Source organism: Actinoplanes sp. NPDC051494 (assembly GCF_044454705.1).
In the GTDB taxonomy this organism is placed as follows: domain Bacteria; phylum Actinomycetota; class Actinomycetes; order Mycobacteriales; family Micromonosporaceae; genus Actinoplanes.
The window spans coordinates 849,851-875,089 of sequence record NZ_JBITDZ010000003.1 but is presented as its reverse complement, the minus strand read 5'-3'; the positions used below and the strand labels follow the sequence as shown (position 1 = coordinate 875,089).

The window sequence follows — 25,239 nt, the reverse complement described above, 5'->3', positions numbered from 1 at the left end:
TTCGGCACGGAAGAAAAGCAGCTCAGCCCGGCACATGGGCCGGGCTGAGCGCGGGCCCGGCGAAGCATGGAGCACGCTTCACCGGGCCCGGACCGAGGCGGTTATTTGACGATGCGCACCGTGGCTGTCGACGTGAGCTGTTGCTGACTTCCGTCGTGCAGGAACTGCCCTGCCAGCGTCAGGGCCACCGCATCGCCCACCGGCACGTTGTTGTCGAGGTCCGCCTTGTTGAACACCACCACCAGGGTGCGGCCGATCACCTTTGCCTGCCTGGCCTCGACCGGCGTCTGGGACAGCGGAGTCCGCAGGACGACCTCGCCGTCGCCGTCGAGGCGGTAGCCGGCCGGAATGCTCAGCGTCGCCGTGACGACGCCGTGCACCCCGGTGAAGATGCCGGTCCGCGAGCCGAGGTCGAGGGTGGACGGCAGAAAGCGCAGCGCGCCGGGGAGGTCCCGCGGTGCCGGGTAGACCTCGATCTTGCCGGCCGGCCGGGGGTCGGTGCAGTCGTTGAAGTAGTACTCACCGGCGCGCGTGAAGGTGAACGGGAAGCTCTCCCCCGGCTTCAGCTTGGGGTTGAAGAGCCCTTCGAAGTACTGCGTCGCGCAGTGCGGCAGCTGGTTCGGGAAGTTCGGGAACGTCTCGGCTCCCGGGTTGCGGAACGTCACCGTGGTGCCCACCGGCACCCGCAGGTGCGTCGGGGCCATGGCACGCTGCGCGGTGCTGTCGCGCGCCGCGGCGGTGTCCGTCGTACGGTTCTCGCGGCCCAGCAGGATCGTGTTGTCCACCGTCGCGCCGTCGACCGGCCCGCCCTGCACCGGACGGCGGATCGTGAGCGGAGCGGTGTCCGGGCCCTCCTGGCTCCCCGACCCGGTCGTGGCTCTGCCGCCGAGTTTGAAGGCCCACAGCGAGTCCCCCTGGGTGACCGAGGCGCCGTACGGGTTCGTGGATCCGGCGGCGAGCACGGCGACGTACTGCTCGCCGTCGACCGTGTAGGTGATGGGGGCGCCGGAGATGCCCGAGCCGGTCTGGAACTGCCAGAGGATGTCCCCGTCGCGGGCGTCCAGGGCCAGGAACCGGCCGTCGATCTGGCCGACGAACAGCAGGTCGGACGCGGTCGTCAGGGGACCCTGGCCGTGGGCCATGTCGGTGCCGAGGTGGTTGCGCCACCGCACCTTCCCGGTCGAGGCGTCGTAGGCGAGGATGCCGCCGGTCTGGTACTGGCCGATCGCCCGCTGCCCGTTGGAGGCGGCACCGTTCCAGTGCGCCACCGGGCTGACGCCGTACGGGTAGTAGACCATGTTCGTACTGTGACTGTAGGAGTCGTTCGACCAGTCTCCGCCGCCGTTGGGGCTGGTCGTCGACAGGATCGGCAGGTCCCACTGCGGGTCGTACATGCAGCCCGCGCGGTGGTCCTTACCCGCCGGATAGCTCAGGTACGGCTGGTCCGCCGCGACGTAGCTGTCCGGGTTGTAGACCAGGTTGCCTTTCGCGTCGGCCTGGTAGCCGTTGTAGTTGGGCACCGCGCGCCAGGGGTCACCCGGGACGGTGCGCGGGTCGAGCTTCTGCCAGACGACGCACTCGGGCAGCAACCGTTGGCCGGGGAAGGGCTGGGTCGCGGCGTTGTGCTGCCGGGCGTCCTGGATCATCGGTTTCTCGGTGACCGGGAGCACGGGTTTGCCGTTGGTGCGGTCGAGGACGAACTGGTGCCCGGACTTGCTGCCGTAGAAGAGCACCTTGCGCTGCTTGCCGCTCACCGTGATGTCGGCCAGGGTCGGCGGGTGGACGTTGTCCATGTCCCAGACGTCGTGGTGGATCGACTGGTAGTGCCACTTGTAGGCGCCGGTCTTCAGGTCGACGGCGATGATGGTGTCGGAGAACAGGTTGTCGCCCGGGCGCAAGGAGCCGTCCTGCGAGCTCCGGCAGCTGCGCGGGTTGCCGAAGGTCATGTAGTAGTACCCGAGGCCGGGGTCCACGGCTCCGTGCATCCACGGCGTCGCGCCGCCTTCGAGACCGCATTGCGGGTCCGGTCCCCAGGTGGCGCCCGGGTCCACCGTGTTGCCGTTGACGTCGGTGTAGGTCGTACCCGGTTCCGATCCGCCGAAGAAGTGCCACAGATAGCCGCCGTCACTGGCGCGCACGGCGACGACCGCGGCGCGGTTGCCGTTGGCGGCGTGCACATAGACGATGCCGTCGTGGTAGACGGTCGCGACCCGGTCGATGTTGCCCAGGTCGACGCCGGCCCCGACAGCCGGTTGCACGGCCCAGACCTGCGCGCCGGTGTCCTTGTCGAGGGCGACGACCCGGTCACCACCGGCCAGCGTGTACACCTTGCCGGCGCCGACCGAGACGCCTCGCCGGGTGTCCGCGGTCTCGAAGCCCGCGGGCTTCCACTTCCACTTGGCCGCGCCGGTCGCGCCGTCGACGGCGATCACCTCGCCGCCGGGGGTGTCGAGATAGATGACGCCGTCGGCCACGATCGGGGTGGTCTGCTGGCCCACGTCGTCGCTGGCCGGGGCGACCGCCGAGACATGGGTACGCCAGGCGGGGCCCAGCCGGTCGAGGTTCCGCCGGGTGATCTGGGTCAGTCCCGAGTAGTGCTGGTTGGCGAGGTTGCCGCCGACCGTCGGCATGTCCGCGCCGGACGGGGCCGGCCCTGACCGGCTGTCCCCGGGGCGGGGGGTGTGCGCGAACGCCGCCGACGGGCCGGTGGCGACGGTGAGGGCGAGCAGGATCGGTAAGAAGATTCGTGGTCTCATCGGTCGCCTTCCGGTTGGACGGGGCTCATAGTCCGAGGTAGATCTGCCGCACCCGCGGGTCGTGCCGCAGCTGCTCCGAGGTTCCGGTCATCGCCACCGCGCCGTTCTCGACGACCAGGCAGTGGCTGGTGGCCTCGAAGGTCAGCTTGGCGTTCTGCTCGACCAGCAGCAGGCTCAGTCCCTCGGCGCGCAGCCGCAGCAGCACCGCGAGGATGTCCTCCACCAGCTTCGGCGACAGGCCCATCGACGGCTCGTCGAGCAGCAGCAGGCGGGGACGCGACATGAGGGCCCGGCCGATCGCGAGCATCTGCTGCTGACCGCCGGAGAGCGCGCCGGCCAGCCGGCCGCGCATCTCCCCCAGCACCGGGAACATCTCGTAGACCTCGGCCAGGGTGGCGCGGGTGTCGCTGTCCCACTTCTTCACGTACGCGCCCAGCAGCAGATTCTTCTCCACCGGCAGCCCCGCGAAGACGTGGCGGCCCTCGGGCACGTAACCGATGCCGTGGCGCACCATGCCACGGGCAGGCACGCCGCTCAGATCCGTGTCCCCGAACCGCAGGGTGCCGACCCGGCGCGGGACGAGCCCCATGACCGCCTTGAGGGCCGAGGTCTTGCCCGCGCCGTTCGCCCCGATGACACCGACCGCGTCACCGGCCGGGACCTCGAAACTGAGATCCCGTACGGCGCACACGCCGCCGTAGTGGACGGTGAGCGCCTCGACGGTGAGCGCGGTCATCGGGAGGCCTCCGGGATCGGGGGAAGGTCGGTCATGGAGTCGCCGAGATACGCCTCGATCACCGCCGGCGTCCGCGCGACCTCGGCCGGGGTGCCCTCGGCGATGACCCGTCCGCCGGCCAGCACGGTGACCGTCTCGCACAGGGACATGACCAGGCCCATGTTGTGCTCGATGATGATGACGGTGATGCCGCTGTCGCGGATGGACCGGACGATCCCGGCGAGCTGGCGCACCTCCTCGCCGTTGAGCCCGGCGGCGGGCTCGTCGAGCAGCAGCAGCGCGGGACCGGCGGCCACGGCCCGGGCGATCTCGACCCGGCGCTGCGTGCCGTACGGGAGCGACCGGGGGGCCAGGGCGGCGAACTCGGTCAGGCCGTACCGGTCGAGGACGTCCTTGGCCTGCCGGCGCAGGTCATGGTCGCGGCGCAGGACGCTGAACGGGCGTAGCACGTATCGCCAGCTCTGCCGGGTGGGGCTGCGGTCGAGCGCGACGAGGATGTTCTCCTCGACGCTCAGGTCCCCGAACAGCCGCAGGTTCTGGAAGGTACGGGCCATGCCGGCGCGGGCCAGCCGGTAGGGCGCGTGCCCGGTCATGTCCGCACCCCGGAACTCGACGCGGCCGGCGGTGGGCCGGTACAGCCCGCTGATCACGTTGAACAACGTGGTCTTGCCGGAGCCGTTGGGCCCGACGACCCCGCGGATCTCACCGGTGGTGACGGTGAGGGACACCTCGTCGAGGGCCTTGAGCCCGCGGAACTGTTTGGTCACCTGCCGCACCCGCAGGATGGCGGCCGGATCGGGGCCCGGCCCGGTGCCGCGCCGCTCGTACGGCTGGAAGGGCCTCAGCTGGGCCGATCCGCCCTGCTGTCCGCGGCGGCGGGCCACCGCGGCACGGACCCGGGCCGGCACCCCGGCCAGACCGGTCGGGGCGAACACGACGACGAGCACGACCACCGATCCGTACGCGATCTGGGCGATCGTGGGGTGTTCGACCAGCGCCTCACGCACCAGGGACAGAGCCACCGCGCCGACGACACAGCCGAGCAGGCTCTGCCGGCCACCGATGATGACCATCGCCAGCAGCAGGAACATGTTGGCGATGTTGAACGACTCCGGCGCGACATAGCGGATCAGGCCGGAGTACAGCACCCCGCCGACGCCGCCGTAGACGCTGGCGAGCAGGAACGCCGTCATGCGCAGCACCGGTACCTCGGCGCCCAGCGCACCGGCGGCCAGCGCGTCGTCGCGCATGGCACGCATCCGGCGCCCGAGACCGGTGCGTACGACGAACAGGCCGAAGGTGACCATGACCGCGAAGACGATCAGTTCGAGGTAGTAGTAGAGGTATTCGTTCGACAGGTCGACGCCGGGCAGCGTGGGCACCGGGATGCCGGAGATGCCCTCCGCGCCGCCACTGAGCTCCGCGTTGGTGACCCAGCTGGTGAACGCGAGCGCCAGGCCGAGGGTGACGATGCCGAGATAGTGCGACTGCACCCGCAGCGCCGGGGTGGCGATCACCAATCCGATCACGACGGTGGCCAGCACGGCCAGCACGGCGGAGACCCAGAAGCCGAGACCGGCCCGGGTGGTGAGGATGGCGGTGGCGTAGGCGCCGACCCCGAACACGGCGATCTGCGCGAGGTTGACCTGCCCGGCGACGCCCATGGCCAGGCCCAGGCCGACGGCCAGGATCGCGAAGATGCCGATGACGTTGACGACGTGGATGGCGTACGAATCGAGGCCGTACGGCAGCAGCCAGGCCGCCACGGCCGCGGCCACCAGGATCAGGACGCGGTTCCTCATGCGCGGTTCACCGTCCGCTCACCGAAGATCCCGGTGGGCCGCACCATGATGATCACCGTGAAGACGATGAAGGTGACCAGCTCGGAGTAGCCCTGGAAGTGCCCGGCGGTGAAGGAGTCGAGCACCCCGATCGCGAGCCCGCCGACGATCGCGCCCGGGATGCTGCCGAAACCGCCGAGGATCGCCGCGGCGAAGCCCTTGATGCCCAGGGCACCGCCGAGCGCCGGGTTGACGTACAGCAGCGGCCCGACCAGGCCACCGGCCAGCGCGGCGAGCCCACCGCCGATCATGAACGCGATCGCGTTGCTGCGCCCGACGTGGATCCCCACGGCGGTGGCGGCCTCGTGGTCCATCGCGACGGCCTGCATCGCGGCGCCGCGTTTGGTGCGCGACAGGAAGAGCACCAGCAGGACGGTCGCGGCGGCGGCGATGGCCAGCACCACGAGGTCGTACGTGCGGATGCGCAGCCCGAACAGGTCCAGTGGCGCGGACGGCACGGGCGAGGGCACGGCGCGCCCGGTGGCGCCCCAGATCGCGATGACCAGCGCGTCGAGCACGATGCCGAAGCCGATGGTGCCGATCAGCATCAGGTCGAAGTCGCGGTTCTCCAGCGGGCGCAGCACCCGCTCGATGACCAGGCCGATCGCTCCGGTCAGTCCGATGGCGACGACCATGGCCAGGGCGAAGGGCAGTTTGCTGGTCAGGTAGAAGGTGGAGGCGAGGTAGGCGCCGACGGTCACGACGTTGCCGTGGGCGAAGTTGACCAGGCCCATGGTGCGGTAGACGAGGGAGAACCCCAGCGCCACCAGGGCGTAGACGGCGCCGAGACTGACCCCGCCGACGACGGTCTGCAGAAAGACCTGCATGCGGTTCTCCCCTGTACGAGCGTCAGCTGTCGGCCGGCACGAGCTTGCCGCCGCGGATGATGCCGATGTCGGTGGCGAAGATGCCGACGCCGGTCTGGTCGTAGGCGAAGTCGCCGAGCAGCCCCTGGCGCTTGGTGGCGCGGATGGCGTCGGCGAGTTCCTTGCCACCGGCCACGTTGCTGGTCTTGAGCGCGGTGAGCAGGATCTGCGCGCCGTCGTAGGCCTTGGCGCCGTGCAACTCGGCTTCCTCGTTGTACTTGGCCTGGTAGGCGGCGGCGAACGTCCTGGACGCCTCGCTGATGTCGTTGCTCAGGTACGGCGAGCTGACGATGGTGCCCTCGGCGTTCTTCGCGCCGGCGGTGTCGATGAAGACCGGGGTGCCCTGCGGCGCGGCGCCGGCGAACGGGGCGGTGATACCCAGGTCGCGGGCCTGCTTGACGATCAGGCCGGATTCGACCTCCTCGGCGCCCAGGAAGATGACCTGGGGGTTCTTCTGCCGGATGCCGGTCAGCACCGCCGAGAAGTCCTTCTGATCGGTGGTCACGACCTGATCGGCGGCCGGGGTGACGCCCCGGGTCTGCAGCGCTTTGACGAAGGCGTCGTGCTCGCCCTTGCCGTACGAGCCGTTGTTGGTGATCAGTGCGATGGTCTTCAGACCCTGCTGGTCGACCAGGTGCTTGGCGAGGGTCTCGTCGTACGTGGTGCTGGTCGGGCCGTTGAGGAACAGGAACTCGCTGCCGACCGCGACCATGCCCGGTGACTGACCGGAGGCGATGTTGGGGATCTCCGCCTGCTTCAGGGCCGGTGCCATGGCGATGGTGACCGCGCTCTCGGCGGTGCCGAGCATCGCCAGGTAACCCTCGCTGTCGATCTTGCGGGCCAGGTTGGTGCCGATGGTGGGGTCGCCCTGGTCGTCGAAGACGTCGAGCTGGATCTGGCGGCCGTTGATGCCGCCGGCGGCGTTCCATTCGTCGACGGCCAGGCGGGCGCCCTTGAGCTCCCAGGCGCCCAGCGAGCTCAGCTGCCCGCTCTGGGCGTCGACGAGGGCGATCTTGACGGGTCCGGAGTCGTCGCCGGACTTGTCGTCACCGCCGCCGGGCGCGCTGCACCCGGCGGCGAGGACGAGCGAGGCGGCGAGGGATATGGCGGTGGCACGTCGGTGGCGCATGCGACTCACCTCAATCTTGAGAGAATTTGCCTTGGTAGATGTCCTTGATGTTCCAGTGGCCCGGGGTGGGCACCGGCTCGTTGACCATGGGCACGTCGATGACGGCCGGCCGGCGGCGCTCGATCGCGCTCTTGAGGGCGGCCGCCAGGTCGCCGGGTTCGGTGATGGCGTAACCGTCGGCTCCGCAGGCACGGCCCAGGGCGGCGAAGTCGGGGCTGTAGGGGTTGCCGTCGGGGTCGGTGAAGTCGCAGCCGTAGCTGCGGCCGTAATTGCTGGACTGCAGGTCGCTGATGGTGCCGTGGGCGCGGTTGTTCATGACCAGGAAGATGACCGGCAGGCCCTGCTCGACGGCCATCGGCAGGGCGGGCAGCTGGGCGCTCATGCCGCCGTCGCCGATCAGCGCGACGACGACCCGGTCCCGGTCGGCGAGTTGCACGCCGACCGCGGCGGCGGGCCCGAAGCCCATGGTGGAGGCGCCGCCGGGGGTGATGAAGCGGCCCTCGGCGGGCAGCGGGTAGCACTGGGCGACCCCGTTCTTGTTCCAGCCGACGTCGGTGACCAGGACCGCGCTGGCGGGCAGGGCCGCCCGCACGTCGGCGAGGATGCGTTCCGGACGCAGCGGGAACTCATCGCTGCGGCCGCGCTCGGCGCTCGCGGCGAACAGTTCCGAGCGCGCCACCCGGATCTGCTCGCGCAGCCGCGGGCGGTCCGTGCCCGGCGTGCCGCGGACCGCGGCGAGGATCTGCCGGACGGCGAGGCCGGCGTCGGCGACCACGCCGATCTCGACCGGGTAGTTCCGGCCGATCTCGGCCGGGTCGATGTCGATCTGGATGAGCCGGCCCGGCGGGAACCGCCAGGTGTACTCCGGGTCCCAGCTGCTCGCGTCGGTCTCGGCGAAGCGGGTGCCGATGGCCAGGACCACATCGGCGTCGCGGGTGTAGGCGTTGGTCTCGGCCAGCCCCCAGAAGCCGGTCATGCCCATCACGAGCGGGTGGTCGTCGGGCAGGGATCCCTTGGCCATCAGCGAGTGGGCGACCGGGATGTCCAGGTGCTCGGCCAGCTCGCGCAGCGCGTGGCGCCCCTCGGGGCCGCCGAGCCCGCCGCCGAGATAGATCAGCGGCCGGTCGGCGCCTCTCAGCGCGGCGGCGATCCGGTCCGCGTCGGCCGGTGTGAGGTCGGGGCGGGTGGCCGAGGACGGCAGCGGGTACGCCGGGGCGTTGTCGGGCAGCCGGCGGGAGAACAGATCCATCGGCACGTCCAGCAGCACCGCGCCGGGCCGGCCCGCGGTGGCGGTCCAGAACGCGCGCTCGGTGAAGCGGGGCAGGTCCTCGACCCGCTGCACCTGCCACGCGCGCTTGACGAACGGGCGGTAGATGGCCGTCTGGTCCGCGTCGGCGTGCAGATTGACCTCTTGGTGCGGGTGCCGGCCGTACATGTAGGAGGGAATGTCACCGCAGATCGCGACCAGCGGCACCGAGTCGAGGGCGGCGGTGGCCACGCCGGTGACGGCGTTCATCATGCCGGGGCCGACATGCATGAGCACGACGCCGGGCTTGCCGGTGGCGCGGGCGTAACCGTCGGCGGCGTGTGCGGCGGTCTGTTCGTGGCGGGCGATGACGAACTCGATGTCGCTGCGGCCCAGCGCGTCGAGCAGGGCGATGTTGGTGTGCCCGCAGGTGCCGAAGATGTGCTCGACGCCGTATCCGCGCAGTTGCTCGACCATGGCGTCGGCGGCGGTGCGCCCGAAGGTGGCAGGAGCGGTCATCAGTTCTCTCCCCAGATCGACAGGCCCCGTACGAGGAGCGTCTTGATCACGGTGTAGTCCTCGACCATGCAGCGCGGTGACTCGCGTCCGAAGCCGGAGTCCTTGACGCCGCCGAACGGGACGTGGTCGAGGCGGAAGTTGGAGGAGCCGTTGACGACCAGCCCGCCGACCTCGAGCTCGCGCCAGGCCGTGAGGATGCGGCCCAGGTCGTTGGTGAACAGCCCGGCCTGCAACCCGAATCGGCTGGTGTTGCAGGTGGCCAGCACGTCGTCGAAGTCGTCGAAGGGCAGCACGGTGACCAGCGCCCCGAAGACCTCCTGGGTGACCACGGAGGCGTCGGCGGGCGGATCGGCGACGACGGTCGGGGTGAGCGTGGCGCCGTCGCGGGTGCCGCCGACGGTGATCCGCGCGCCGCGGCTCACCGCCTCGGTGGCCCACCCGAGCACCCGGTCGGCGGCGTGCTCGTCGACCATGGAGCCGACGTCCGTGTCCGGGTCGAGCGGGTCGCCGACCTTCAGCGCCGCGACCTCGGCCGACAGCAGGTCGACGAAGGTGTCGAAGCACGGCCGGGCCACGTAGACACGCTGCACGGAGATGCAGCTCTGACCGGAGTTGCTGTATCCGGTGCGGGCACACACCCGCGCCGCGGCGGCCAGATCCGCGTCGGCACAGACGATGGTCGCGGCGTTGCCGCCCAGTTCCAGCACGAGCCGCTTGGCGCCGGCGGCACGGGCCACCGCGGCACCGGTCTCCGCACTGCCGGTGAAGCTGATGACCGCGACCTCGGGTGCGGCGCACAGTTCGGCGCCGATCTCGCCGCCGCCGTGCAGCAGCTGCACCGCTTCCAGGGGCGCGCCGGCGTCGAGCAGCAGCCGGACCACGGCCGCCGACACGGCCGGTGCCTGCGGCGGGGCCTTGACGATGGTGCTGTTGCCGGCGGCGAAGGAGGCGCCCAGTTTGTGCGCGAGCAGGTTCGCCGGGGCGTTGAAGGGGGTGATCGCCAGCGCCACCCCGGCCGGGGCGCGGTAGGTCAGGGCGGTGTTGCCGACCCCGCGCTCCCAGCCGGCCACCGGCAGCACGTCACCGCCGATCTGCCGGGCCTCGGCCGCGCAGACGGCGAAGGTGTCCGCCACCCGCACCAGTTCGTTGCGGCCGTCCTTGACCGGCTTGCCGAGCTCCAGGGCGATGAGCCGGGCGAGCTCGTCGCGGCGCTCGACGGCCAGCGCGGCGGCCCGGTCCAGGATCCCCGCCCGGGTCGCCGGCGCGAGCCGGGCCACGACGCGGGCGCTCGCCCTGGCGTACCCGGCGGCGATCCGGCCGTCGCCCGGCTCGGCCACCCGCGTGCGGCTGACCACCGTACGGGTGTACGGCCCGACACGCTCGGCGGTGGGGCCGTCCTCGATCCACGTGCCGGCGACCAGCGCCGGAACTCGCACCACCATCACACCTCCTCGGGAGTCCACTGAGCGGACCAGAGTATGGATTATGGACCGCTGTGCGGACTCCGGTGTAACGTACGGTTGGCCGCGAGCCAAAGGCAATAGGTGGGCATCGAAAAGTTACGAGCCGATGACACGGGCCGCCGGACGGCACAATCACTGGTGTCTTCCACCCGGCCCGGCGCCTCGCGGCGTCACTGAGGAAAGTGAGCGATCGTGCCCGAACCCTCCGACATGCAGGGTGTACGCAGCATCCAGCGCGCGCTGGACATCCTGTCGCTGCTCACCGAGGACCGTCCGCTGATCGCCGTACGCGACATCGTGGCGGCCACCGGCCTGGCCAAGACCACCGTCATCCGCATCGTGCAGACCCTCGAGCAGAGCGGTCTGCTGTGGGCCACCAACGCCGGCTACATGGCCGGGCCGGGCCTGTGGCGGTGGGCGCACCTGGCCCGGCGCGGCTGGGAACTGCCGCCGGAGACCCAGCGGCTGATGCGCGAGCTGGCCGCGCACGAGCGGGAAACCGTCAACATGTACGTCGTCCGCGACGTCGTGCGCGTGTGCATCGCCCAGCAGGAGAGCCCGCAACCGCTGCGGCACGTGGTCCACGTCGGTGACGAACTGCCGCTGTGGGCCGGCGCGTCGGCCAAGGTGCTGCTGCGCGACGCCACACCCGCGCTGCTGGACCGGGTGGCCCGCTCGTCGCCGTACGGCGAGGGCCACGTGCGCCGGATGCGCGAGTGGATCGACGAGGCCACCGGTGCCGGGTACGCGGTCAGCCACGGCGAGCGCGACACCGGGCTGTCCGCGGTCGCCGTGCCCATCCTGGGCCGCTCGGGCACCGTCGTGGCCGCGCTGACCCTCAGCGGTCCCACCGTCCGCTTCACCGACGAGCGGGTCGGCGCCTTCGCCAAGGCGCTGATCGACGCGGCCGCGCAGCTCAACGAGCGCGGCTTCGACCACCCCCTGGGCTCGTCGTTCTAAACCCCCGAAGGGAACCCGCGCATGCCCGATCGCCCTCTGGACGGGGTCCGCGTCCTGGACCTGACCAACGTCCTCGCCGGGCCCTACTGCACCTATCACCTCGCGCTGCTCGGTGCGGAAGTGGTCAAGATCGAGGTGCCCGGCCGCGGCGACCTGGCCCGGCGGCTCGGCCCCGACCCCGAGCTCAACGGCGCCGGGCTCGGCGCCTCCTTCCTCGCCCAGAACGCCGGCAAGAAGTCCGTCGAGCTGGACCTGAAGCACTCCCCCGGCCGTGACCAATTCACCGAGCTGGTCACCCACGCCGACGTGCTGGTGGAGAACTACCGCGCCGGGGTGCTGGCCCGCCTGGGGTTTCCGTGGGAACGGCTCAGCGAGCTCAACCCCGCGCTGATCTGCTGCGCCATCACCGGCTTCGGGCAGACCGGCCCGATGAGCCAGGCCCCGGCCTACGACCAGATCATCCAGGGCCTGTCCGGGATGATGAGCGTCACCGGCACCCCGGACACGGCACCGCTGCGGGTCGGCTTCCCGGTCGCCGACACCGTCGGCGGGCTCAGCGCCGCCCTGGCGGTCACGGCCGCCCTGGCCGGGCGCCGCCACGACGGGCGGGGCCGCTACCTGGACGTGTCCATGCTGGAGGCGTCGCTGTCGGCCATGGGCTGGGCCGTCTCGAACTACCTGGTGAGCGGCACCGAACCGCAGCCGATGGGCGATCAGAACGCCACCGCCGCCCCCTCCGGCACGTTCACCGCCGCCGACGGACCGCTCAACATCGCGGCGAACCGCCAGGAGCAGTTCGAGACGCTGTGCCGGCTGGTCGGGCGCGAGGATCTCGTCGACCACCCGCACTACGCCGGGCGGGAGGCCCGCAAGGAGCACCGCGCGCAGCTCAGCGACGAGCTCAACACGGCTCTGCGGAGCCGGACCGCCGCCGAGTGGGAGCGGGTGCTGTCCGCCGCGGGGGTGCCCGCGGCGCGCATCCTCACCGTGGCGCAGGCCGTCGCCGCCGACCAGGTGACCGGCCGTGGCTTCTTCGCCGACCTGCCGTACCCGCCCGGCACCCCCGCGGCGGCGGCCGGCCGCACCGACGGCACGTTGCGGGTCGGCGGCAGCGGGGTGCTCTACGACGGCGAGGCGCTCACCCCCGCGGCGACCCCGCCCCGGCTCGGCGAACACAACGACGACCTGCCCGCCCTGCTGGACCGCTGGCGCGGCGCGGCTCCGCCCGCTCACGATCCTCACGGGACGGAGCGGGCGAGCTCGGCGACATCCTGACGGCTGTCCGACCAGGTCACCGCGTGACCCCCCTTTGTACTAACCAGTACGTTAGTTATCGGGGTCGAAACATCGAAAGTCAAGAGTGGCGGCTCAGCCGCAGAACGGGAGGTTCCCCATCGCGGACAGGATCCCGTTGACGACGTGCTTCTTGAAGAAGGCCTGGCCGGGAAAGCCCGAACCGTCGACGTACGCCGCGGAGTCGTGACCCAGCGCGGTGACCCAGGAGCGGCCGCCGTCGTAGTACTGGCACCAGGAGATCGGATGGAACGCCCCGTGGCCGGGGTGCGTGGCGGACCTGGTGGCCAGACTGGACTCGTCGACGGCCAGCAGGAACTTCACCCGGGTCGGGAACGGCATCCAGTTGTACCACTCGTCCTTGAAGGCCCAGCGCGCCGGAAGTCCCTGGGTCGAGGAGTCCCTGGCGAGCGTGACGACCGTGCCGTCCTGATTGGCGCCGTGGTCGTAATACTGGGTGCCGCCGCACAGTCCCTCGTAATAGGGCCAGTTGTACTCGGTACCCCCGATGGCGTTGTGGATGCCGACGAAGCCGCCGCCGGCGCGCATGTACTGCCGCAGCGCGGTCTTGCCCGCGTCGAGATGGGCCCCGGTGGTGGTGTTGACCGCGGCGGCCGGGTCCACGGCGGTGCCGTGCTTCCACAGGGTGTCGCGGCTGGTGCTGCCGAAGACAACCGCCTTGTACGGGCTGCCGATGCCGGGCAGCCGGGTGACGTCCTCGGCCCAGTCGACACCGACGCCGACCTCGCCCATCCACCGCACGATCGCGTTCTGCAACACATGCGCCGTGGTCAGCGGCGGGTTGAGCCCCGCGGGCAGCGGCGGCCCGAGGTGGGCGTGCCGGGGACCGGCCGTCCGCGTGTACAGCAGGATCCGGTCCTGCCGGTTCGCGACCCAGGGGTGATAGGAAGCGGGCACCTGGCCGCGCACCACGTTGTAGTAGGGGTCGAAATAGTTCGCCTGACCGCGGGGGACGGTGGTGGTGATCGGCTGTTTGACCGTCGGTTCGCGTCCGCCGGCGTGGCCGGTGCCGCCGCTCGCCTCGGCGGGCGTAGCGGCGGTGGCTGCTGCCGCGGCCGCCGCGGTGGCAGCGGCGCCGCGAAGGACCGCGCGTCGGGGTAGATGTGCCATGAAGGCCGCCTCTCGGTCCGCTACACGGACCATGGGTACCACTGTGAAGTCCGCCTCAATATAGAAACGAAATTTCTCGCAGCGTAAGCATGGAGGCGGACCGCTAGCCAGTTCCTATGGACCGCTGTACGGACCTTCGTTACAGTGCCCCCATGACGGACACCGAAGCCGCCGCCTGGTGGGGCACGGCGGTCTCCCGCATCGAGCCCGATCACATCGAACTGCGCGGCATCCCGGTCGCGGACCTGATCGGCGACATCACCTTCGGCGCGATGATCTGGCTGATGGTCCGCGGCGACCGGCCCACCGCCCGGCAGGCGAGCCTGCTCGAGGCGGCCCTGGTGGCCGGCGTCGACCACGGCCCGCACGCCCCCTCCATCGCCGTCGCCCGGATGGCCGCCACCTGCGGCGTCGGCCTCAACAACGCCATGGCCAGCGCCGTGAACACCCTCGGCGACTCGCACGGCGGCGCGGGCCAGCAGTGCGTGGAGCTGCTCGACGACATCCTGCGGGCAGCCGCGACGGCCCCGCTCGCCGACGCGGCCGATCAGGTCATCGCCGCGTGGCGTGCACGCGGGGTGCGGTACCTGCCCGGATTCGGGCACCGGTTCCACACCCGCGACCCACGCCGCGACCCGCTGCTCGGCCTCGTCGACCAGGCTGTCGCCGATGGCACGGTCACGGGCCACCACCTGAAGGCCGCCCTGGCCGTCGAAACGGCCCTCAACCGGGGACGCAGCAGACCCGTCCCGATGAACATCGACGGTGCGACCGCGGTCATCTTCGCCGAACTCGGCTTCCCGGCCGCCCTGGCCCGTGGGCTGTTCGTGCTCAGCCGCAGCGTCGGCATCCTCGCCCACGCATGGGAGGAAATGGGACAGGGCCGGCGCAACAAGGGACCGATCCCGCCCGCCATCAGACCGGCCTATCTGGGGTGAGCATGCGACTGTCGATCAACACCGCCTACCTGTCCGGCATCCTCGAGGACAAGCTCGCCGCCGTCGCCGCCGCGCGCTTCCACGGCGTCGAGCTGGCGCAGAGCGACCTCGTCACCGCGTCCTGGACGCCCGCCCAGATCCGGCAGGAGTGCGCCCGCCGCGGCCTGAGCATCGAGCTCTACCAGGCGTCGCGCGACATCGAGGCCGTACCCCCGCAGCAGTTCGCCGCCACTCTGCGCTGGGCGCGGCGCAGCTTCGACGTGCTGGCCCACCTCGGCGCCACCACCATGCTCATCGGCTCCTCCGCGTCGCCGGACACCGTGGACGACGACGACCTCGCCGCCGAACAGCTTGCCGCACTCGCGGACGAGGCGGCCGGGTACGGCCTGCGCCTGGCCTACGAACCGCTGAGCTCCGCCCGGTTCGTCACCAGTTATGCCCACGCCTGGCGCATCGTGCGCCGGGCCGGCCACGCCGCCCTCGGACTGTGCCTCGACAGCTTCCACGTGCTCTCGCACGGCGACGACCCGGCCGGCATCCGCGTGATCCCCGGCGACAAGATCTTCCACGTGCAACTGGCCGACGCCACCGCGGGCCGCCGGATCCTGCCCGGCCTCGGCTCGTTCGACCTCGCGACGTTCCTCGTGCACGTGCTCACCACCGGCTACCACGGGCCGCTGTCGCTGGACGCCGTCGACGACGTCTACCGCCAGGAGGCACCGAGGCAGGCCGCGATCAACGGCATGCGATCACTTCTGGCCGTACGCGAAGCAGCAGCCGCCGCGGCCCTCCCCCAGCTGCGCGAGACGATCCAGGTTTCCGGGCTGCCACCCGCGCCGCCGCTGGCCGGGTACGCCTTCACCGAGATCGCCGTCGACGAGATCTCCGAACCGCACCTGGCACGAGCGCTGGCCGGTCTCGGCTTCGCCCACACCGGGCGGCACCGCTCGAAACCGGTGCAGCTGTGGGAACAGGGCGAGGCACGGATCCTGCTCAACACCGGCTCCCAGCGCACCGTCACCCCCGGCACCGCGGGAATCTGCGCGATGGCCGTGGTCAGTGCCGATCCGGCAACGGCCGGCCGGCGTGCCGAAAGCTTGCTGGCGCCGGTCCTGCCCCGCCTGCGCCTGCCGGAAGAGGCCGCGCTTCCCTCGATCGCCGCCCCCGACGGCACCGCCGTCTTCCTCGTCGGCGACCAGGGATGGCTGACCGACTTCACCCCCACCGGTACCCCCGCACCCGCCGGCGATGCGATCACCACCATCGACCACCTCGCGCTGACAACACCCATCGACGACTTCGACGAATCCGCGCTGTTCCACCAGACGGTCCTCGGCCTGCGCGCCGCGGGCACCACCGAGATCGCCGCCCCGTTCGGCACGATCCGCGCCCGCGCGGCCACCGATCCGGGCCACACCGTCACCGTCGTGCTGAACACCGCGCCACTGCGCCACGGCGAATGGGCCCCCGCCGTCGCCGATCCCCAGTACATCGCCCTGGGCACCGACGACATCATCGCCTGCGCGCGGGCCGCACACGCCCGCGGCGCACCCCTGCTGCACATCGCGGACAACTATTACGCCGAACTCGACGCACGCGTCACGCTGCCGCCCGGGCTGCTGGACCAGCTGCGCGAGCACTCCATCCTGTACGACACCGACGACCGTGGCGCCTACCTGCACTTCTACACCGAGATCCTCGGCTCCCGCGTCTTCTTCGCCGTCGTCCAGCGCCTCGACGGCTACACCGGCCACGGCGGCCCCGTCAGCGCCCCCGTCCGGATGGCAGCGCACCGGCACAGCAGGCTGCACCGGCTGCGAGAGACCCCCGCGACCCGGCACGACTTCTCCCTCGCGCACCTCACCGCGCTGAGCCTGTCCCCGCCCGAACTCGTCGACGCCGCCGCCGAGGCCGGCTACCGATACGTGGGTCTGCGCCTGACCCGGGTCACCCCGCAGGAACCGCACTACCCGCTGGCCACCGACCCCGCCCTCCTGCGCGCCACCAAGGTGCACCTGGCCGCGACCGGCGTCGAGGTCCTCGACATCGAACTGGCCCGGATCAGCCCCACCGAGAACCCGGACGACTTCCAGCGCTTCCTGGAGACCGGCGCCGAGCTGGGCGCCCGGCACGTCATCACCCAGCTCCCCGACCCCGACCACCACCGCAGGACCGACCGGTTCGCCCGGCTCTGCGAACTCGCCCGACCCCTGGGCCTGACCGTCGACCTGGAATTCCCGTCCTGGACCGAGACCCCGGACCTGCACACCGCCGTCCGCGTCCTGCGCGGCGCCGATCAGCCCAACGCGGGCATCCTCGTCGACCTGCTGCATTTCGCCCGCTCCGGCTCCAGCATCGCCGAACTCCGCCAGCTGCCCCGCGAATGGTTCCACTTCGCGCACGTCTGCGACGCCCCACCCGGGGTGCCCGCCACCAACGAGGAACTCATCCACACCGCACGCTTCGAGCGCTTGTTCCCCGGCGAGGGCGGCATCGACATCCACGGCATCCTCGATGCGCTGCCGGCCGGGATCCCGTACGCGCTGGAGATCCCCCGGGCCACACTGGTCGCCCAGGTCGGCGGCAAGGAACACGCCCGCCTGGCCATCGCCGCGGCAAGGGCCGCTCTGGACCACGCGTCCACCCAGGCCCACGGAGCGTGACGTCCCGTCCGGTGCAGAAGGCCGGGCAGCCTCGAAGGCTCACCGCACCGGCGCCGGCAGGGCCAGCGCCCTGCTCGCAAAACCTCGGTCCAAGGAACAGCAGGAGTTCCGTCGCACGTGTTCGGGGCCATGAAGTCGCGTGGGGTTCCGGCACCGGCGAACAGCACGATGAAATGGAATTCAGAGGAAAGGGAGGGTCTCACACCGTTGGATCGCCCGACGCCGACCGCCTTCCGGGTTGGGCGCGGACACCGCAGTTTCCATCGAACGAGAGGTGGTCTCCGGTCACGCTTATGCGATCCTCGCACCCGAAACCCTGGTTCAGGGCTGGTGCGGAAACGACAACCCGACGTTCCCGTCGGTAGATGGTGTATCAGTCCCGCAACCCTTGGGCCCCGGCGCTTCGACAGTGCCGGGGCCCTCGTCCTGGAACCGGTCACTCGGTCGTGAGACGGCCCACCATGGAATGCGCGGCAGCGGTGACCAGGGCCCGGTCGTAGCTGACGACGAACTCGAACTGCCGGTCGGCGTCAACGCCGGTGTCGCCGAGGTCTCGGGCTATCAGCGCACCGCAGGTATGCGCGCCCAGCACGACCACGGTCCACTCGCTGGCCAACGGGTCCTGCACGGACAGCGCAGCCCCTCGTACGCGGGGTGCCGGTTGCGCCGGCATGTCCACTCCCAGCGCTGCGACGAATGGCAGTCTGGCGGCGAGTTCCGTGAAGTCCCTGATCGTCGACGGCCGGAAGAACCGGGCGTGCTCGAACGCGGCGAGCATGATCGGGGGCACCGTGGCCTGCAATGCCATCAGTTCCAGGGTCTTCGACAGGGGGATCAGCAGATGTTTGGGCGCGTGACGCACCCGCCGGTGGCTGCCGATCAGCTCGTACGGGGTGGCTTGCCGCGCCGGTCCGATCGCCCGGGCCTGGAACCTCTCAGGTCGGAACGTGGTGCGCGTGAAGCGGCGTTCCCCGCGTCCCCACAGCCATCCCTGGCCCAGCGTCGCGCCGAGCACGAGAGCGCGGGTGAGATCGTCCGGCGTCTCGATACCCTCGGCGACCACCTCCGTGCCGGACTGCTCCGCATACGCGCGGACGGCGCCGGCCACCGTGACGGTAGCCGGGTCCTTGACCGTGCGCAGCAGACGCAGATCGAGTTTCACCACCTCGGGACGCAGCAACGGAATGAAGGCCAGCGATTCCGGTTCTACCCCGACATCGTCCAGGGCGATGGCGCAGCCGGCCGCGCGCAAGCGTTCCGCGCCGGCCAGCACGCCGGCCGGATCGGCGGCCAGGGCCCGTTCGGTGATCTCCACGACGACCTGGACGTTCCCGGCACGGTTCCGCAGCTCGTCCAGCACGACGTCCAGGTGCCGGGTGAGTGTGCTGGGCTCCAGGTTGACGAACAACGTCACCGGGCGGCCGTCCGACAGGGTTGCCGCGTCTGCCAGCGACGTGCGCAGCGAGGCCCGTTCCAGGTCGACCAGCCGGCCGGCCGTGCGCGCCGCGTCCAGCAGGACCATCGGCGACTCCCACCGGGTCGCCGCGGGTCCGCGCAGCAGCGCCTCGTAGGCCAGCACCGCACCCGAGTCCAGGTCGACGAACGGCTGGTAGACGCATTGCAGAGCGCCGTCACGCAAAATTCCGTCGATGCCGGCCGGGGAATCGACGCCCACCGCGGGGCGAGCGGACATGGCACTCACGCTGATCCCATCGGCAGGCCCGGCGTACACCTGAGTGCGGGCGATCCTGACCCGGATCGAGTTCTCTTCCTCCTGGAACTTCTCTCAGCCGGCCGAGGGGAATTCCGGCTGCTCGGGGCCGTGCGGGATGTCGATCCGCTCCTCGCCGGTGCGCAGGGCCCGCAGGATCACCCGGCCGACGTACTCGGGCGAGTGCGCGACCAGCCCGGCCGGCAGGCCCCCCGCGGGGTAGAACTCGGTGTCGGTGACCGACGGCAGCAGCAGCGTGACCTGGATGTTGTCGCCCAGCAGCTCCATCCGGCCCACCTGGCTCAGCCAGTTCACCGCCGTCTTGGCGGCCGGGTAGATCGCGTTGCCCGCCATCGGCATCCCGGTGGCGCCAGAACTGACGTTGACGATGCGCCCGCGCCCGGCCGCCCGCATGTGCGGCAGCACCGCCTGGATGCCGGTCACGACGCTCACCACGTTGAGGTTCAGCAGGTCCAGGAAGGCCTCCGGGGTGGTCCCGTCGATCGTGGACCCGGCGCCCGCCCCGGCGTTGTTGACCAGGCCGTCCACCCTGCCGAACCGGTCGATCGTGGCCTGCACCAGCGCCCTGAACTGGTCCGGGACGGTGACGTCGGTGGGGACGGCGAGCGCCCCGTCGAGTTCCTTGCTCAGCACCTCGAGGCGGTCGGCGCGGCGCGCGGCCAGGACCGGGTGGGCACCGGCCTCGTGCAGGAGCCGCGCCGTCGCGGCACCGATTCCGGACGATGCTCCGGTGACGATGACGACCTTGCCGTTCAGGGACTCGTTCACGCGCTGGCTCCTGGTGTTGTCGAAGATCCCGATCCGGACCCGCGTCGCGGCGGGACCGGCATCCAGTCAACGACGGTTATGGCCGCGGCGGAAGGATCATCTTCCTATCGACCGATACCCTGACGGTATGGATCATCTCGAGACGCGGCAGCTCCGCTACTTCGTGGCGGTGGCCGAGGAGGAACACTTCGGGCGGGCCGCGCAACGGTTGGGCATGGCCCAGCCGCCGCTGTCCCGCGCGATCCGCGACCTCGAACGGCAGCTCGGCGTGCAGTTGCTGGTCCGCACCAGCCGCCGGGTCGCCCTCACCCCGGCCGGCCGGATCCTGCTGGACGAGGCGCGGATCGCCCTGGACGCCGTGGCCACGGCCGGGAACCGGACCCGCCACGCCGGCCAGGACGTGCCCGCGTTGCGGCTGGCGCTCAAGGCCGACCACGACGCCGGACTGCTCCCGAGGATCCTCGACGCCTACGACGCCCTGCCGGTGAAACTGCTGCTGGGCGGATACGGCGAGCAGCTGCCGGCCCTGCACGACGGACGGGCCGACGTGGCGCTGCTGACGACGCCGTTCGACGAACGCGGGCTCGACAGCGAGCCACTGATCACCGGGCCACGCCTGGTGGCCCTGGCCGCGTCGGACCCGCTCGCCGCGCGCCCCGGGCTACGGCTGGCGGACCTGACCGGACGGCTTCTCCCCTACGGCACACCGGCTGAGAACGGCATGCCGAAACCACCTTTCGAGCACCACGAACCGCTGGACCACTCGCAGATCTTCAGCCTGATCGAGGTGGGCAGCACCGTCTGGTTCCTCCCCGCCTGGCTCGCCGAACGCTTCGCCCGGCCCGGCATCGCCTACCGTCCGGTGGCGGAGCTCGAACCGGCCACCCTGTCGATCGCCTGGCCGGCCCGGTCGCGCTCAGCCGCCGTGGCCGCCTTCGTACGGACCGCCCAGCGGATCGCCGGGTCAGCAGAGCTCGACGTCTGACGCCCGGACGTACGTCCGCGATCCTCACCCGGGTCACCGTGCGACAACCGTGAAAAGGCCGCGCTGGCCGGCTGCACCGTGACCGACCCGGGTTCAATACCCGTAGATCATCTTGTACGCCACCTCGGGCAGGAACTGTCCCGCGGTGGATCCGGCCCCGACCCCGCAGTTTCCGTCGGACTCCCCCGGCGTCTTCAGCCACAGCACCATCTCCGCACCGCCGCCCATCTGGCTCGCGGTGCCGATCCGGCGGCCGGCCGGATTGCACCATTGACCGTTGGCGCCGTTGCCGTTGCGGCTGGTGTCGATCACGTACGGCCGGCTGTATCCGAACCGCTGCAGCGAGGATGCGACGTTGGCGCCGTAGGCGGTGTTCTCGCCGGTCCTGAAGTAGTTCGACACGTTGAGCGAGAAGCCGTGGGCGTTGGCCAGGCCCGCCGTGTTGAGGCGTTGCGCCATGGTCTGCGCGTCGATCCAGCCGGGATTGCCGGCGTCGAGGTAGGCCCAGGTGTTGGGTGCCTTGGACCGGAACTGTGCGGCGGCGCGCGAGAGCATGCCTACCCGATCGTTGATCTGCGCCTGGCTCATGCAGCTGAAGTCGCCCAGCGAGTCCGGCTCCAGGACCACCAGCGCGGGCCGGTTGCCGATGGCGGTGGCGAAGGAGGCGATCCAGGAGTCGTAGGCGGCAACGCTGCCGGCACCCCCGCCGGACTGGCCGCCGCAAGCGTCCCGGCCGGGAAGGTTGTAAGCCACCAGCAGGGGAAGCTTGTCGACCGCGTCCGCAGCGGCGACATACCCGCCGACCGCACTCCCGATGTCACCGCTCCAGTTGCCGAACCAGCTGGCCATCGGCTTCTGCGCGATCTGGCTCCGGATGGCGGCGGCGCGTCCGTCACCGGGATTGGCGGCGGCCCACGCCGCCGGGCTGGAGTTCGGATTCACGTAGAAGCCGCTGGTCTGACTGATCGGGTCGGCGTGGGCGGCGGGTGCGCCGAGCAGCACGGCGGGCACCGTCAGCGCCAGTGCGGCGGCCAGCACGCGGGGAAGGGCAGGGCGTCTCATGAGCACGTCTCCTCAGTGTCTTCCGGGAGCAGAACTGGAAGCGCTTCCAGCCATGCTCATCTATGTCTTGTCTTCGATGCTCAACGCCGAATTCATACATGTCAAGGGAAGTAAACCGACAGAGCACCCAGACTGCTCAACCGACATGTCACGCATGATTGCCCAAAGCTGGGACCGCTTCCGGCGCTCCTGCCCACCGGTCGATACCATCGACCGACGGGTCCGCCCGGAGTCGGATCAGGAAGGGCGCGGCAACCAGATGGCGGCAGCGACACCGCGGCGGCAACCCACCCTCGACGAGGTGGCCGAACGGGCCGGAGTGTCACGTTCCGCCGCGTCCCGGGTCATCAACAAGGCGCCGCATGTCAGCCGCGCCACCCGGGATGCCGTCGACCGGGCCGTCAAGGAGATGGGCTACCGGCCCAACCGCACCGCCCGCGCACTGGCCACCCGGCAGACCGGGTTCGTCGCCCTGGCCATCTCCCACGACCAGCCCGAGTTGTTCGCCGATCCCTTCTTCGCTCAGATCATCGCCGGGGTCTCCGCCGCTCTCGAGGACACCGACCTGCACCTGTTGCTGTGCCTGGCCAGCTCCGGCCGGGGCCGGTCCCGGCTGACCAACCTTCTGCACACCCGCGGCGTCGACGGCATCATGCTGATGGCGCTGCACGGCGACGACCCGCTGACCCGCATCGTGCGCCAGGCCGGCCTGCCGACGGTCTACGGCGGGCGGCCGCTGCACGGCGAGCCGGAGTTCTACGTCGATTCCGACAACATCGGTGGCGCGCGGCTGGCCACGGAGCATCTCATCGGCCTCGGCCGGACCCGGATCGTCACGATCACCGGCCAGCTGGCCACCGACGTCGGCGTGGCTCGCCACCGTGGCTACCGCGAGGCGATGATCATGGCCGGCCTGACCCCGTACGGGATGGAAGAAGGCGATTTCACCGAGGCGGGCGGCGCGGCGATGATGAGCAGACTGCTCACCCGCCACCCCGATCTTGACGCCGTCTTCGCCGCCAACGACAACATGGCGGCCGGCGCCCTGCGCGTGTTGGGCGAGGCCGGCCGGGCCGTGCCGGCCGACGTGGCCGTGGTGGGCTTCGACAACCTGGGCATCGCCGAACGGACCGACCCGCCGCTGACCACGATCCACCAGTCGATCCAGGCGCTGGGGACCGAGATGACCCGGATGCTGGTCGGACTGATCGCGGGTCAGGAGCGCACGCCCCTCATCCTGCCCACCAGACTGATCGTGCGCGGCTCGGCGGTCTGAGTGGACCGGGACCCACCGGCACGGCTCAGCCCCCCGGGCGCATCAGGCCGCTCCGGTAGGCGAGCATGACCAGCTGGGCGCGGTCGCGGGCGTCCAGTTTGATCATCGCGCGGCTGATGTGGGTCTTCGCGGTCAGCGGGGAGATGAACAGCCGCTGGGCGATCTCGTCGTTGGACAGGCCCGCGCCGACCAGGGCGACGATCTCACGTTCGCGATCGGTGAGCTGGTCCAGCGGCACCGCGGCCGCCTCGCCCGCCGGGGCCGGCTGGTCGAGGAACTGGTTGATCAGGGCCCGGGTGGCCACGGGCGACAGCAGAGCCTCGCCGCGCGCCACCGTACGGATGCCCTCGATCAGGTCGGCGGGCTCGACACCCTTGCTGAGGAATCCGCTGGCGCCGGCCCGCAGCGCGCGCAGGACGTTCTCGTCGATCTCGAACGTGGTCAGGATCAGCACGCGGACCCCGGCCAGGTCCGGGTCGGCGGTGATCCGGCGGGTGGCCTCGATACCGTCCACCTCCGGCATGCGGATGTCCATGAGCACCACGTCGGCGCGGGTCTCGCGGGCCATCGTGACGGCCTCCGTGCCGGTCGTGGCCTCGCCGACCACCTCCAGGCCGGCTCCCGATTCGATCAGCACCCGAAAACCGGCCCGGATCAGCCGCTGGTCGTCGGCCAGCAGCACACGGACCCTCACGCGGCCGTCCGCGGCGCCGGCAGGGCCGCGTGCACCACGAAACGCCCGTCGCCGGTGGCCCCGGCGGAGAGCCGGCCGCCCAGCGCGGTGGCGCGTTCGCGCATGCCGACCAGGCCGTATCCGGTGGCACCGGCCGTGGCGTCCGCGGTGATGTTCTCCACGGTGATCTCCAGTTCGTCCTCGGCGAAACACAGCCGCAGCCGGGCCCGGTCGTCGAGGGCGTGCTTGTGGGCGTTGGTCAGGGATTCCTGAATGATCCGGTACGCGGCCAGGTCGACCGCCGACGGGAGAGGCCGGGCCGGGCCGTTGCGTCGCTCCTCCACCCGCAGCCCGGCGCCGGCGACCCGCTCGATCAGCTCGGAGAGGTGTGCCAGGCCGCGGGCCGGCTCGTCCGCCGGGTCGCCCGGGTGCTCGGGATCGCGCAGCACACCCAGCACCGTGGACAGCTCCGCCAGCACGGTCCGGGCGGCGTGCCGCACGTGCGCCAGGGATTCCCCGGCCTGGTCCGGTCGGTCGCGCAGCACGTGCGCGGCCACGCCGGCCTGCACGTTGATCATCGCGATGTGATGCGCCACCACATCGTGCAGTTCGCGGGCGATCCGTACCCGTTCCTCGATCACCCTCCGCCGGACCTCCTCCTCGCGGCTGCGCCCGGCGCGCCGCGCCCGGTCGAGCACCTCGGCCCGGCGGGTACGGACCAGATCGCCCACGGCCACCGCCAGGCCGGCGGAGGCGAAGATGGCGACGGCCTCGGGCTGGGCCCAGGCACCGTAGGTGAATCCGGCGGCCAGGTATACGGCGACGCCGGCGGCGAGGCCCGCGGGCCAGGCCACCATGCGCGCGGTCCGGGTGGCGACGGTGTACACGCAGACGAGCACGGCCAGCGTCGCCGGCGGGAGCGGCACCGGTGTGCCGACCGCCAGGACGGTGAACGCCGTGGACACCGCGAGGACCGGCAACGGCCGGCGCCGGCGCAGCGCGACCAGGACCCACGCGACCCCACAGACCAGGGGATCCAGCCAGGCGGGCGGCCCGCTCGCGCGGTCGGCGCCGGTCGGCGCGGCGACCGAGAACAGGGCGAACACGAACAGAGAACTGCCGGCCACCGCGTCTGTGACCTGCGGATGCCAGTCCTTCAGGCGCACGGTCCTCAGGCGCACGGTCCTCAGGCGCATGCGAGG

The 25,239-nt window shown here is 71.2% G+C and carries 19 protein-coding genes; 6 read left to right on the top strand and 13 right to left on the bottom strand.

Annotation, left to right across the window (positions count from 1 at the left end):
* Positions 1–101: 101 nt before the first annotated feature.
* Genes ACIA6A_RS16520 through ACIA6A_RS16490 form a run of 7 tightly spaced genes read right to left on the bottom strand, consistent with a single transcriptional unit; the run spans position 102 to position 10,535 of the window.
* The gene (locus tag ACIA6A_RS16520; RefSeq protein WP_396098481.1) at positions 102–2,756 is read right to left on the bottom strand and encodes a PQQ-binding-like beta-propeller repeat protein; all 2,655 of its coding nucleotides are present in this window, start codon (positions 2,754–2,756) and stop codon (positions 102–104) included.
* A 25-nt stretch (positions 2,757–2,781) separates the two neighbouring features.
* Positions 2,782–3,492 carry an ABC transporter ATP-binding protein gene (locus tag ACIA6A_RS16515; RefSeq protein WP_396098480.1) on the bottom strand — a complete coding sequence of 237 codons (711 nt, stop codon included), beginning with the start codon at positions 3,490–3,492 and terminating at the stop codon, positions 2,782–2,784.
* Positions 3,489–5,294, bottom strand: coding sequence for an ATP-binding cassette domain-containing protein (locus ACIA6A_RS16510; RefSeq protein ID WP_396098479.1), 1,806 nt, complete (start codon positions 5,292–5,294; stop codon positions 3,489–3,491). Before ACIA6A_RS16510 ends, ACIA6A_RS16515 begins: the two co-directional genes overlap by 4 nt.
* Positions 5,291–6,160 (bottom strand): branched-chain amino acid ABC transporter permease, encoded by an 870-nt coding sequence (locus ACIA6A_RS16505; RefSeq protein ID WP_396098478.1) that lies wholly within the window; start codon positions 6,158–6,160, stop codon positions 5,291–5,293. The genes ACIA6A_RS16510 and ACIA6A_RS16505 overlap by 4 nt, the downstream gene beginning before the upstream one ends.
* Positions 6,161–6,182: 22 nt before the next feature.
* Positions 6,183–7,328 (bottom strand): ABC transporter substrate-binding protein, encoded by a 1,146-nt coding sequence (locus ACIA6A_RS16500; RefSeq protein WP_396098477.1) that lies wholly within the window; start codon positions 7,326–7,328, stop codon positions 6,183–6,185.
* Positions 7,329–7,338: 10 nt separating this feature from the next.
* Entirely contained in the window at positions 7,339–9,093 is a 1,755-nt protein-coding gene (locus tag ACIA6A_RS16495) for a thiamine pyrophosphate-binding protein (protein WP_396098476.1), read from the bottom strand.
* On the bottom strand, positions 9,093–10,535 hold the full coding sequence (locus ACIA6A_RS16490; protein ID WP_396098475.1) for an aldehyde dehydrogenase family protein: 1,443 nt from the start codon (positions 10,533–10,535) through the stop codon (positions 9,093–9,095). Before ACIA6A_RS16490 ends, ACIA6A_RS16495 begins: the two co-directional genes overlap by 1 nt.
* Before the next feature lie 213 nt (positions 10,536–10,748).
* On the opposite strand from ACIA6A_RS16490, the gene ACIA6A_RS16485 reads away from it, so the two are divergent.
* Both ACIA6A_RS16485 and ACIA6A_RS16480 read left to right on the top strand, forming a co-directional pair.
* A complete protein-coding gene (locus ACIA6A_RS16485; protein ID WP_396098474.1) occupies positions 10,749–11,516 on the top strand; it encodes an IclR family transcriptional regulator in 768 nt (255 codons plus the stop codon).
* Between the two features lie 21 nt (positions 11,517–11,537).
* Positions 11,538–12,791 carry a CaiB/BaiF CoA transferase family protein gene (locus ACIA6A_RS16480; RefSeq protein WP_396098473.1) on the top strand — a complete coding sequence of 418 codons (1,254 nt, stop codon included), beginning with the start codon at positions 11,538–11,540 and terminating at the stop codon, positions 12,789–12,791.
* A gap of 93 nt (positions 12,792–12,884) precedes the next feature.
* On the opposite strand, the gene ACIA6A_RS16475 is transcribed toward ACIA6A_RS16480, so the two are convergent.
* Positions 12,885–13,940 (bottom strand): ThuA domain-containing protein, encoded by a 1,056-nt coding sequence (locus tag ACIA6A_RS16475; RefSeq protein WP_396098472.1) that lies wholly within the window; start codon positions 13,938–13,940, stop codon positions 12,885–12,887.
* Between the two features lie 152 nt (positions 13,941–14,092).
* Here ACIA6A_RS16475 and ACIA6A_RS16470 point away from each other — a divergent pair, with 152 nt between their 5' ends.
* Both ACIA6A_RS16470 and ACIA6A_RS16465 read left to right on the top strand, forming a co-directional pair.
* The gene (locus ACIA6A_RS16470) at positions 14,093–14,878 is read left to right on the top strand and encodes a citryl-CoA lyase (protein WP_396098471.1); all 786 of its coding nucleotides are present in this window, start codon (positions 14,093–14,095) and stop codon (positions 14,876–14,878) included.
* Positions 14,879–14,880: 2 nt separating this feature from the next.
* Positions 14,881–17,541, top strand: a complete 2,661-nt coding sequence (locus ACIA6A_RS16465; protein WP_396098470.1) for a TIM barrel protein — start codon at positions 14,881–14,883, stop codon at positions 17,539–17,541.
* Between the two features lie 436 nt (positions 17,542–17,977).
* Here the strand turns inward: ACIA6A_RS16465 and ACIA6A_RS16460 are convergent, their stop codons facing one another.
* A complete protein-coding gene (locus ACIA6A_RS16460; RefSeq protein ID WP_396098469.1) occupies positions 17,978–19,234 on the bottom strand; it encodes an EAL domain-containing protein in 1,257 nt (418 codons plus the stop codon).
* Positions 19,235–19,327: 93 nt separating this feature from the next.
* Positions 19,328–20,041, bottom strand: a complete 714-nt coding sequence (locus ACIA6A_RS16455) for an SDR family NAD(P)-dependent oxidoreductase (RefSeq protein WP_396098468.1) — start codon at positions 20,039–20,041, stop codon at positions 19,328–19,330.
* Between the two features lie 127 nt (positions 20,042–20,168).
* Between ACIA6A_RS16455 and ACIA6A_RS16450 the strand changes: the two genes are divergently transcribed.
* On the top strand, positions 20,169–21,026 hold the full coding sequence (locus ACIA6A_RS16450; protein WP_396098467.1) for a LysR family transcriptional regulator: 858 nt from the start codon (positions 20,169–20,171) through the stop codon (positions 21,024–21,026).
* A 93-nt stretch (positions 21,027–21,119) separates the two neighbouring features.
* Here ACIA6A_RS16450 and ACIA6A_RS16445 read toward each other — a convergent pair whose 3' ends face one another.
* Entirely contained in the window at positions 21,120–22,088 is a 969-nt protein-coding gene (locus ACIA6A_RS16445) for a glycoside hydrolase family 6 protein (RefSeq protein ID WP_396098466.1), read from the bottom strand.
* Positions 22,089–22,347: 259 nt separating this feature from the next.
* On the opposite strand from ACIA6A_RS16445, the gene ACIA6A_RS16440 reads away from it, so the two are divergent.
* Positions 22,348–23,364 (top strand): LacI family DNA-binding transcriptional regulator, encoded by a 1,017-nt coding sequence (locus ACIA6A_RS16440; RefSeq protein ID WP_396098465.1) that lies wholly within the window; start codon positions 22,348–22,350, stop codon positions 23,362–23,364.
* Positions 23,365–23,389: 25 nt separating this feature from the next.
* Here ACIA6A_RS16440 and ACIA6A_RS16435 read toward each other — a convergent pair whose 3' ends face one another.
* The gene (locus ACIA6A_RS16435) at positions 23,390–24,058 is read right to left on the bottom strand and encodes a response regulator (protein ID WP_396098463.1); all 669 of its coding nucleotides are present in this window, start codon (positions 24,056–24,058) and stop codon (positions 23,390–23,392) included.
* The gene (locus tag ACIA6A_RS16430; RefSeq protein ID WP_396098462.1) at positions 24,055–25,233 is read right to left on the bottom strand and encodes a sensor histidine kinase; all 1,179 of its coding nucleotides are present in this window, start codon (positions 25,231–25,233) and stop codon (positions 24,055–24,057) included. The genes ACIA6A_RS16435 and ACIA6A_RS16430 overlap by 4 nt, the downstream gene beginning before the upstream one ends.
* Positions 25,234–25,239 lie beyond the last annotated feature (6 nt).

Bases quoted from the DNA above. Each gene is read 5' to 3' on its own strand.
- ACIA6A_RS16520 (WP_396098481.1), bottom strand. From the start codon at position 2,756: ATGAGACCACGAATCTTCTTACCGATCCTGCTCGCCCTCACCGTCGCC.
- ACIA6A_RS16515 (WP_396098480.1), bottom strand. From the start codon at position 3,492: ATGACCGCGCTCACCGTCGAGGCGCTCACCGTCCACTACGGCGGCGTG.
- ACIA6A_RS16510 (WP_396098479.1), bottom strand. From the start codon at position 5,294: ATGAGGAACCGCGTCCTGATCCTGGTGGCCGCGGCCGTGGCGGCCTGG.
- ACIA6A_RS16505 (WP_396098478.1), bottom strand. From the start codon at position 6,160: ATGCAGGTCTTTCTGCAGACCGTCGTCGGCGGGGTCAGTCTCGGCGCC.
- ACIA6A_RS16500 (WP_396098477.1), bottom strand. From the start codon at position 7,328: ATGCGCCACCGACGTGCCACCGCCATATCCCTCGCCGCCTCGCTCGTC.
- ACIA6A_RS16495 (WP_396098476.1), bottom strand. From the start codon at position 9,093: ATGACCGCTCCTGCCACCTTCGGGCGCACCGCCGCCGACGCCATGGTC.
- ACIA6A_RS16490 (WP_396098475.1), bottom strand. From the start codon at position 10,535: ATGGTGGTGCGAGTTCCGGCGCTGGTCGCCGGCACGTGGATCGAGGAC.
- ACIA6A_RS16480 (WP_396098473.1), top strand. From the start codon at position 11,538: ATGCCCGATCGCCCTCTGGACGGGGTCCGCGTCCTGGACCTGACCAAC.
- ACIA6A_RS16475 (WP_396098472.1), bottom strand. From the start codon at position 13,940: ATGGCACATCTACCCCGACGCGCGGTCCTTCGCGGCGCCGCTGCCACC.
- ACIA6A_RS16470 (WP_396098471.1), top strand. From the start codon at position 14,093: ATGACGGACACCGAAGCCGCCGCCTGGTGGGGCACGGCGGTCTCCCGC.
- ACIA6A_RS16465 (WP_396098470.1), top strand. From the start codon at position 14,881: ATGCGACTGTCGATCAACACCGCCTACCTGTCCGGCATCCTCGAGGAC.
- ACIA6A_RS16460 (WP_396098469.1), bottom strand. From the start codon at position 19,234: ATGTCCGCTCGCCCCGCGGTGGGCGTCGATTCCCCGGCCGGCATCGAC.
- ACIA6A_RS16450 (WP_396098467.1), top strand. From the start codon at position 20,169: ATGGATCATCTCGAGACGCGGCAGCTCCGCTACTTCGTGGCGGTGGCC.
- ACIA6A_RS16445 (WP_396098466.1), bottom strand. From the start codon at position 22,088: ATGAGACGCCCTGCCCTTCCCCGCGTGCTGGCCGCCGCACTGGCGCTG.
- ACIA6A_RS16440 (WP_396098465.1), top strand. From the start codon at position 22,348: ATGGCGGCAGCGACACCGCGGCGGCAACCCACCCTCGACGAGGTGGCC.
- ACIA6A_RS16430 (WP_396098462.1), bottom strand. From the start codon at position 25,233: ATGCGCCTGAGGACCGTGCGCCTGAGGACCGTGCGCCTGAAGGACTGG.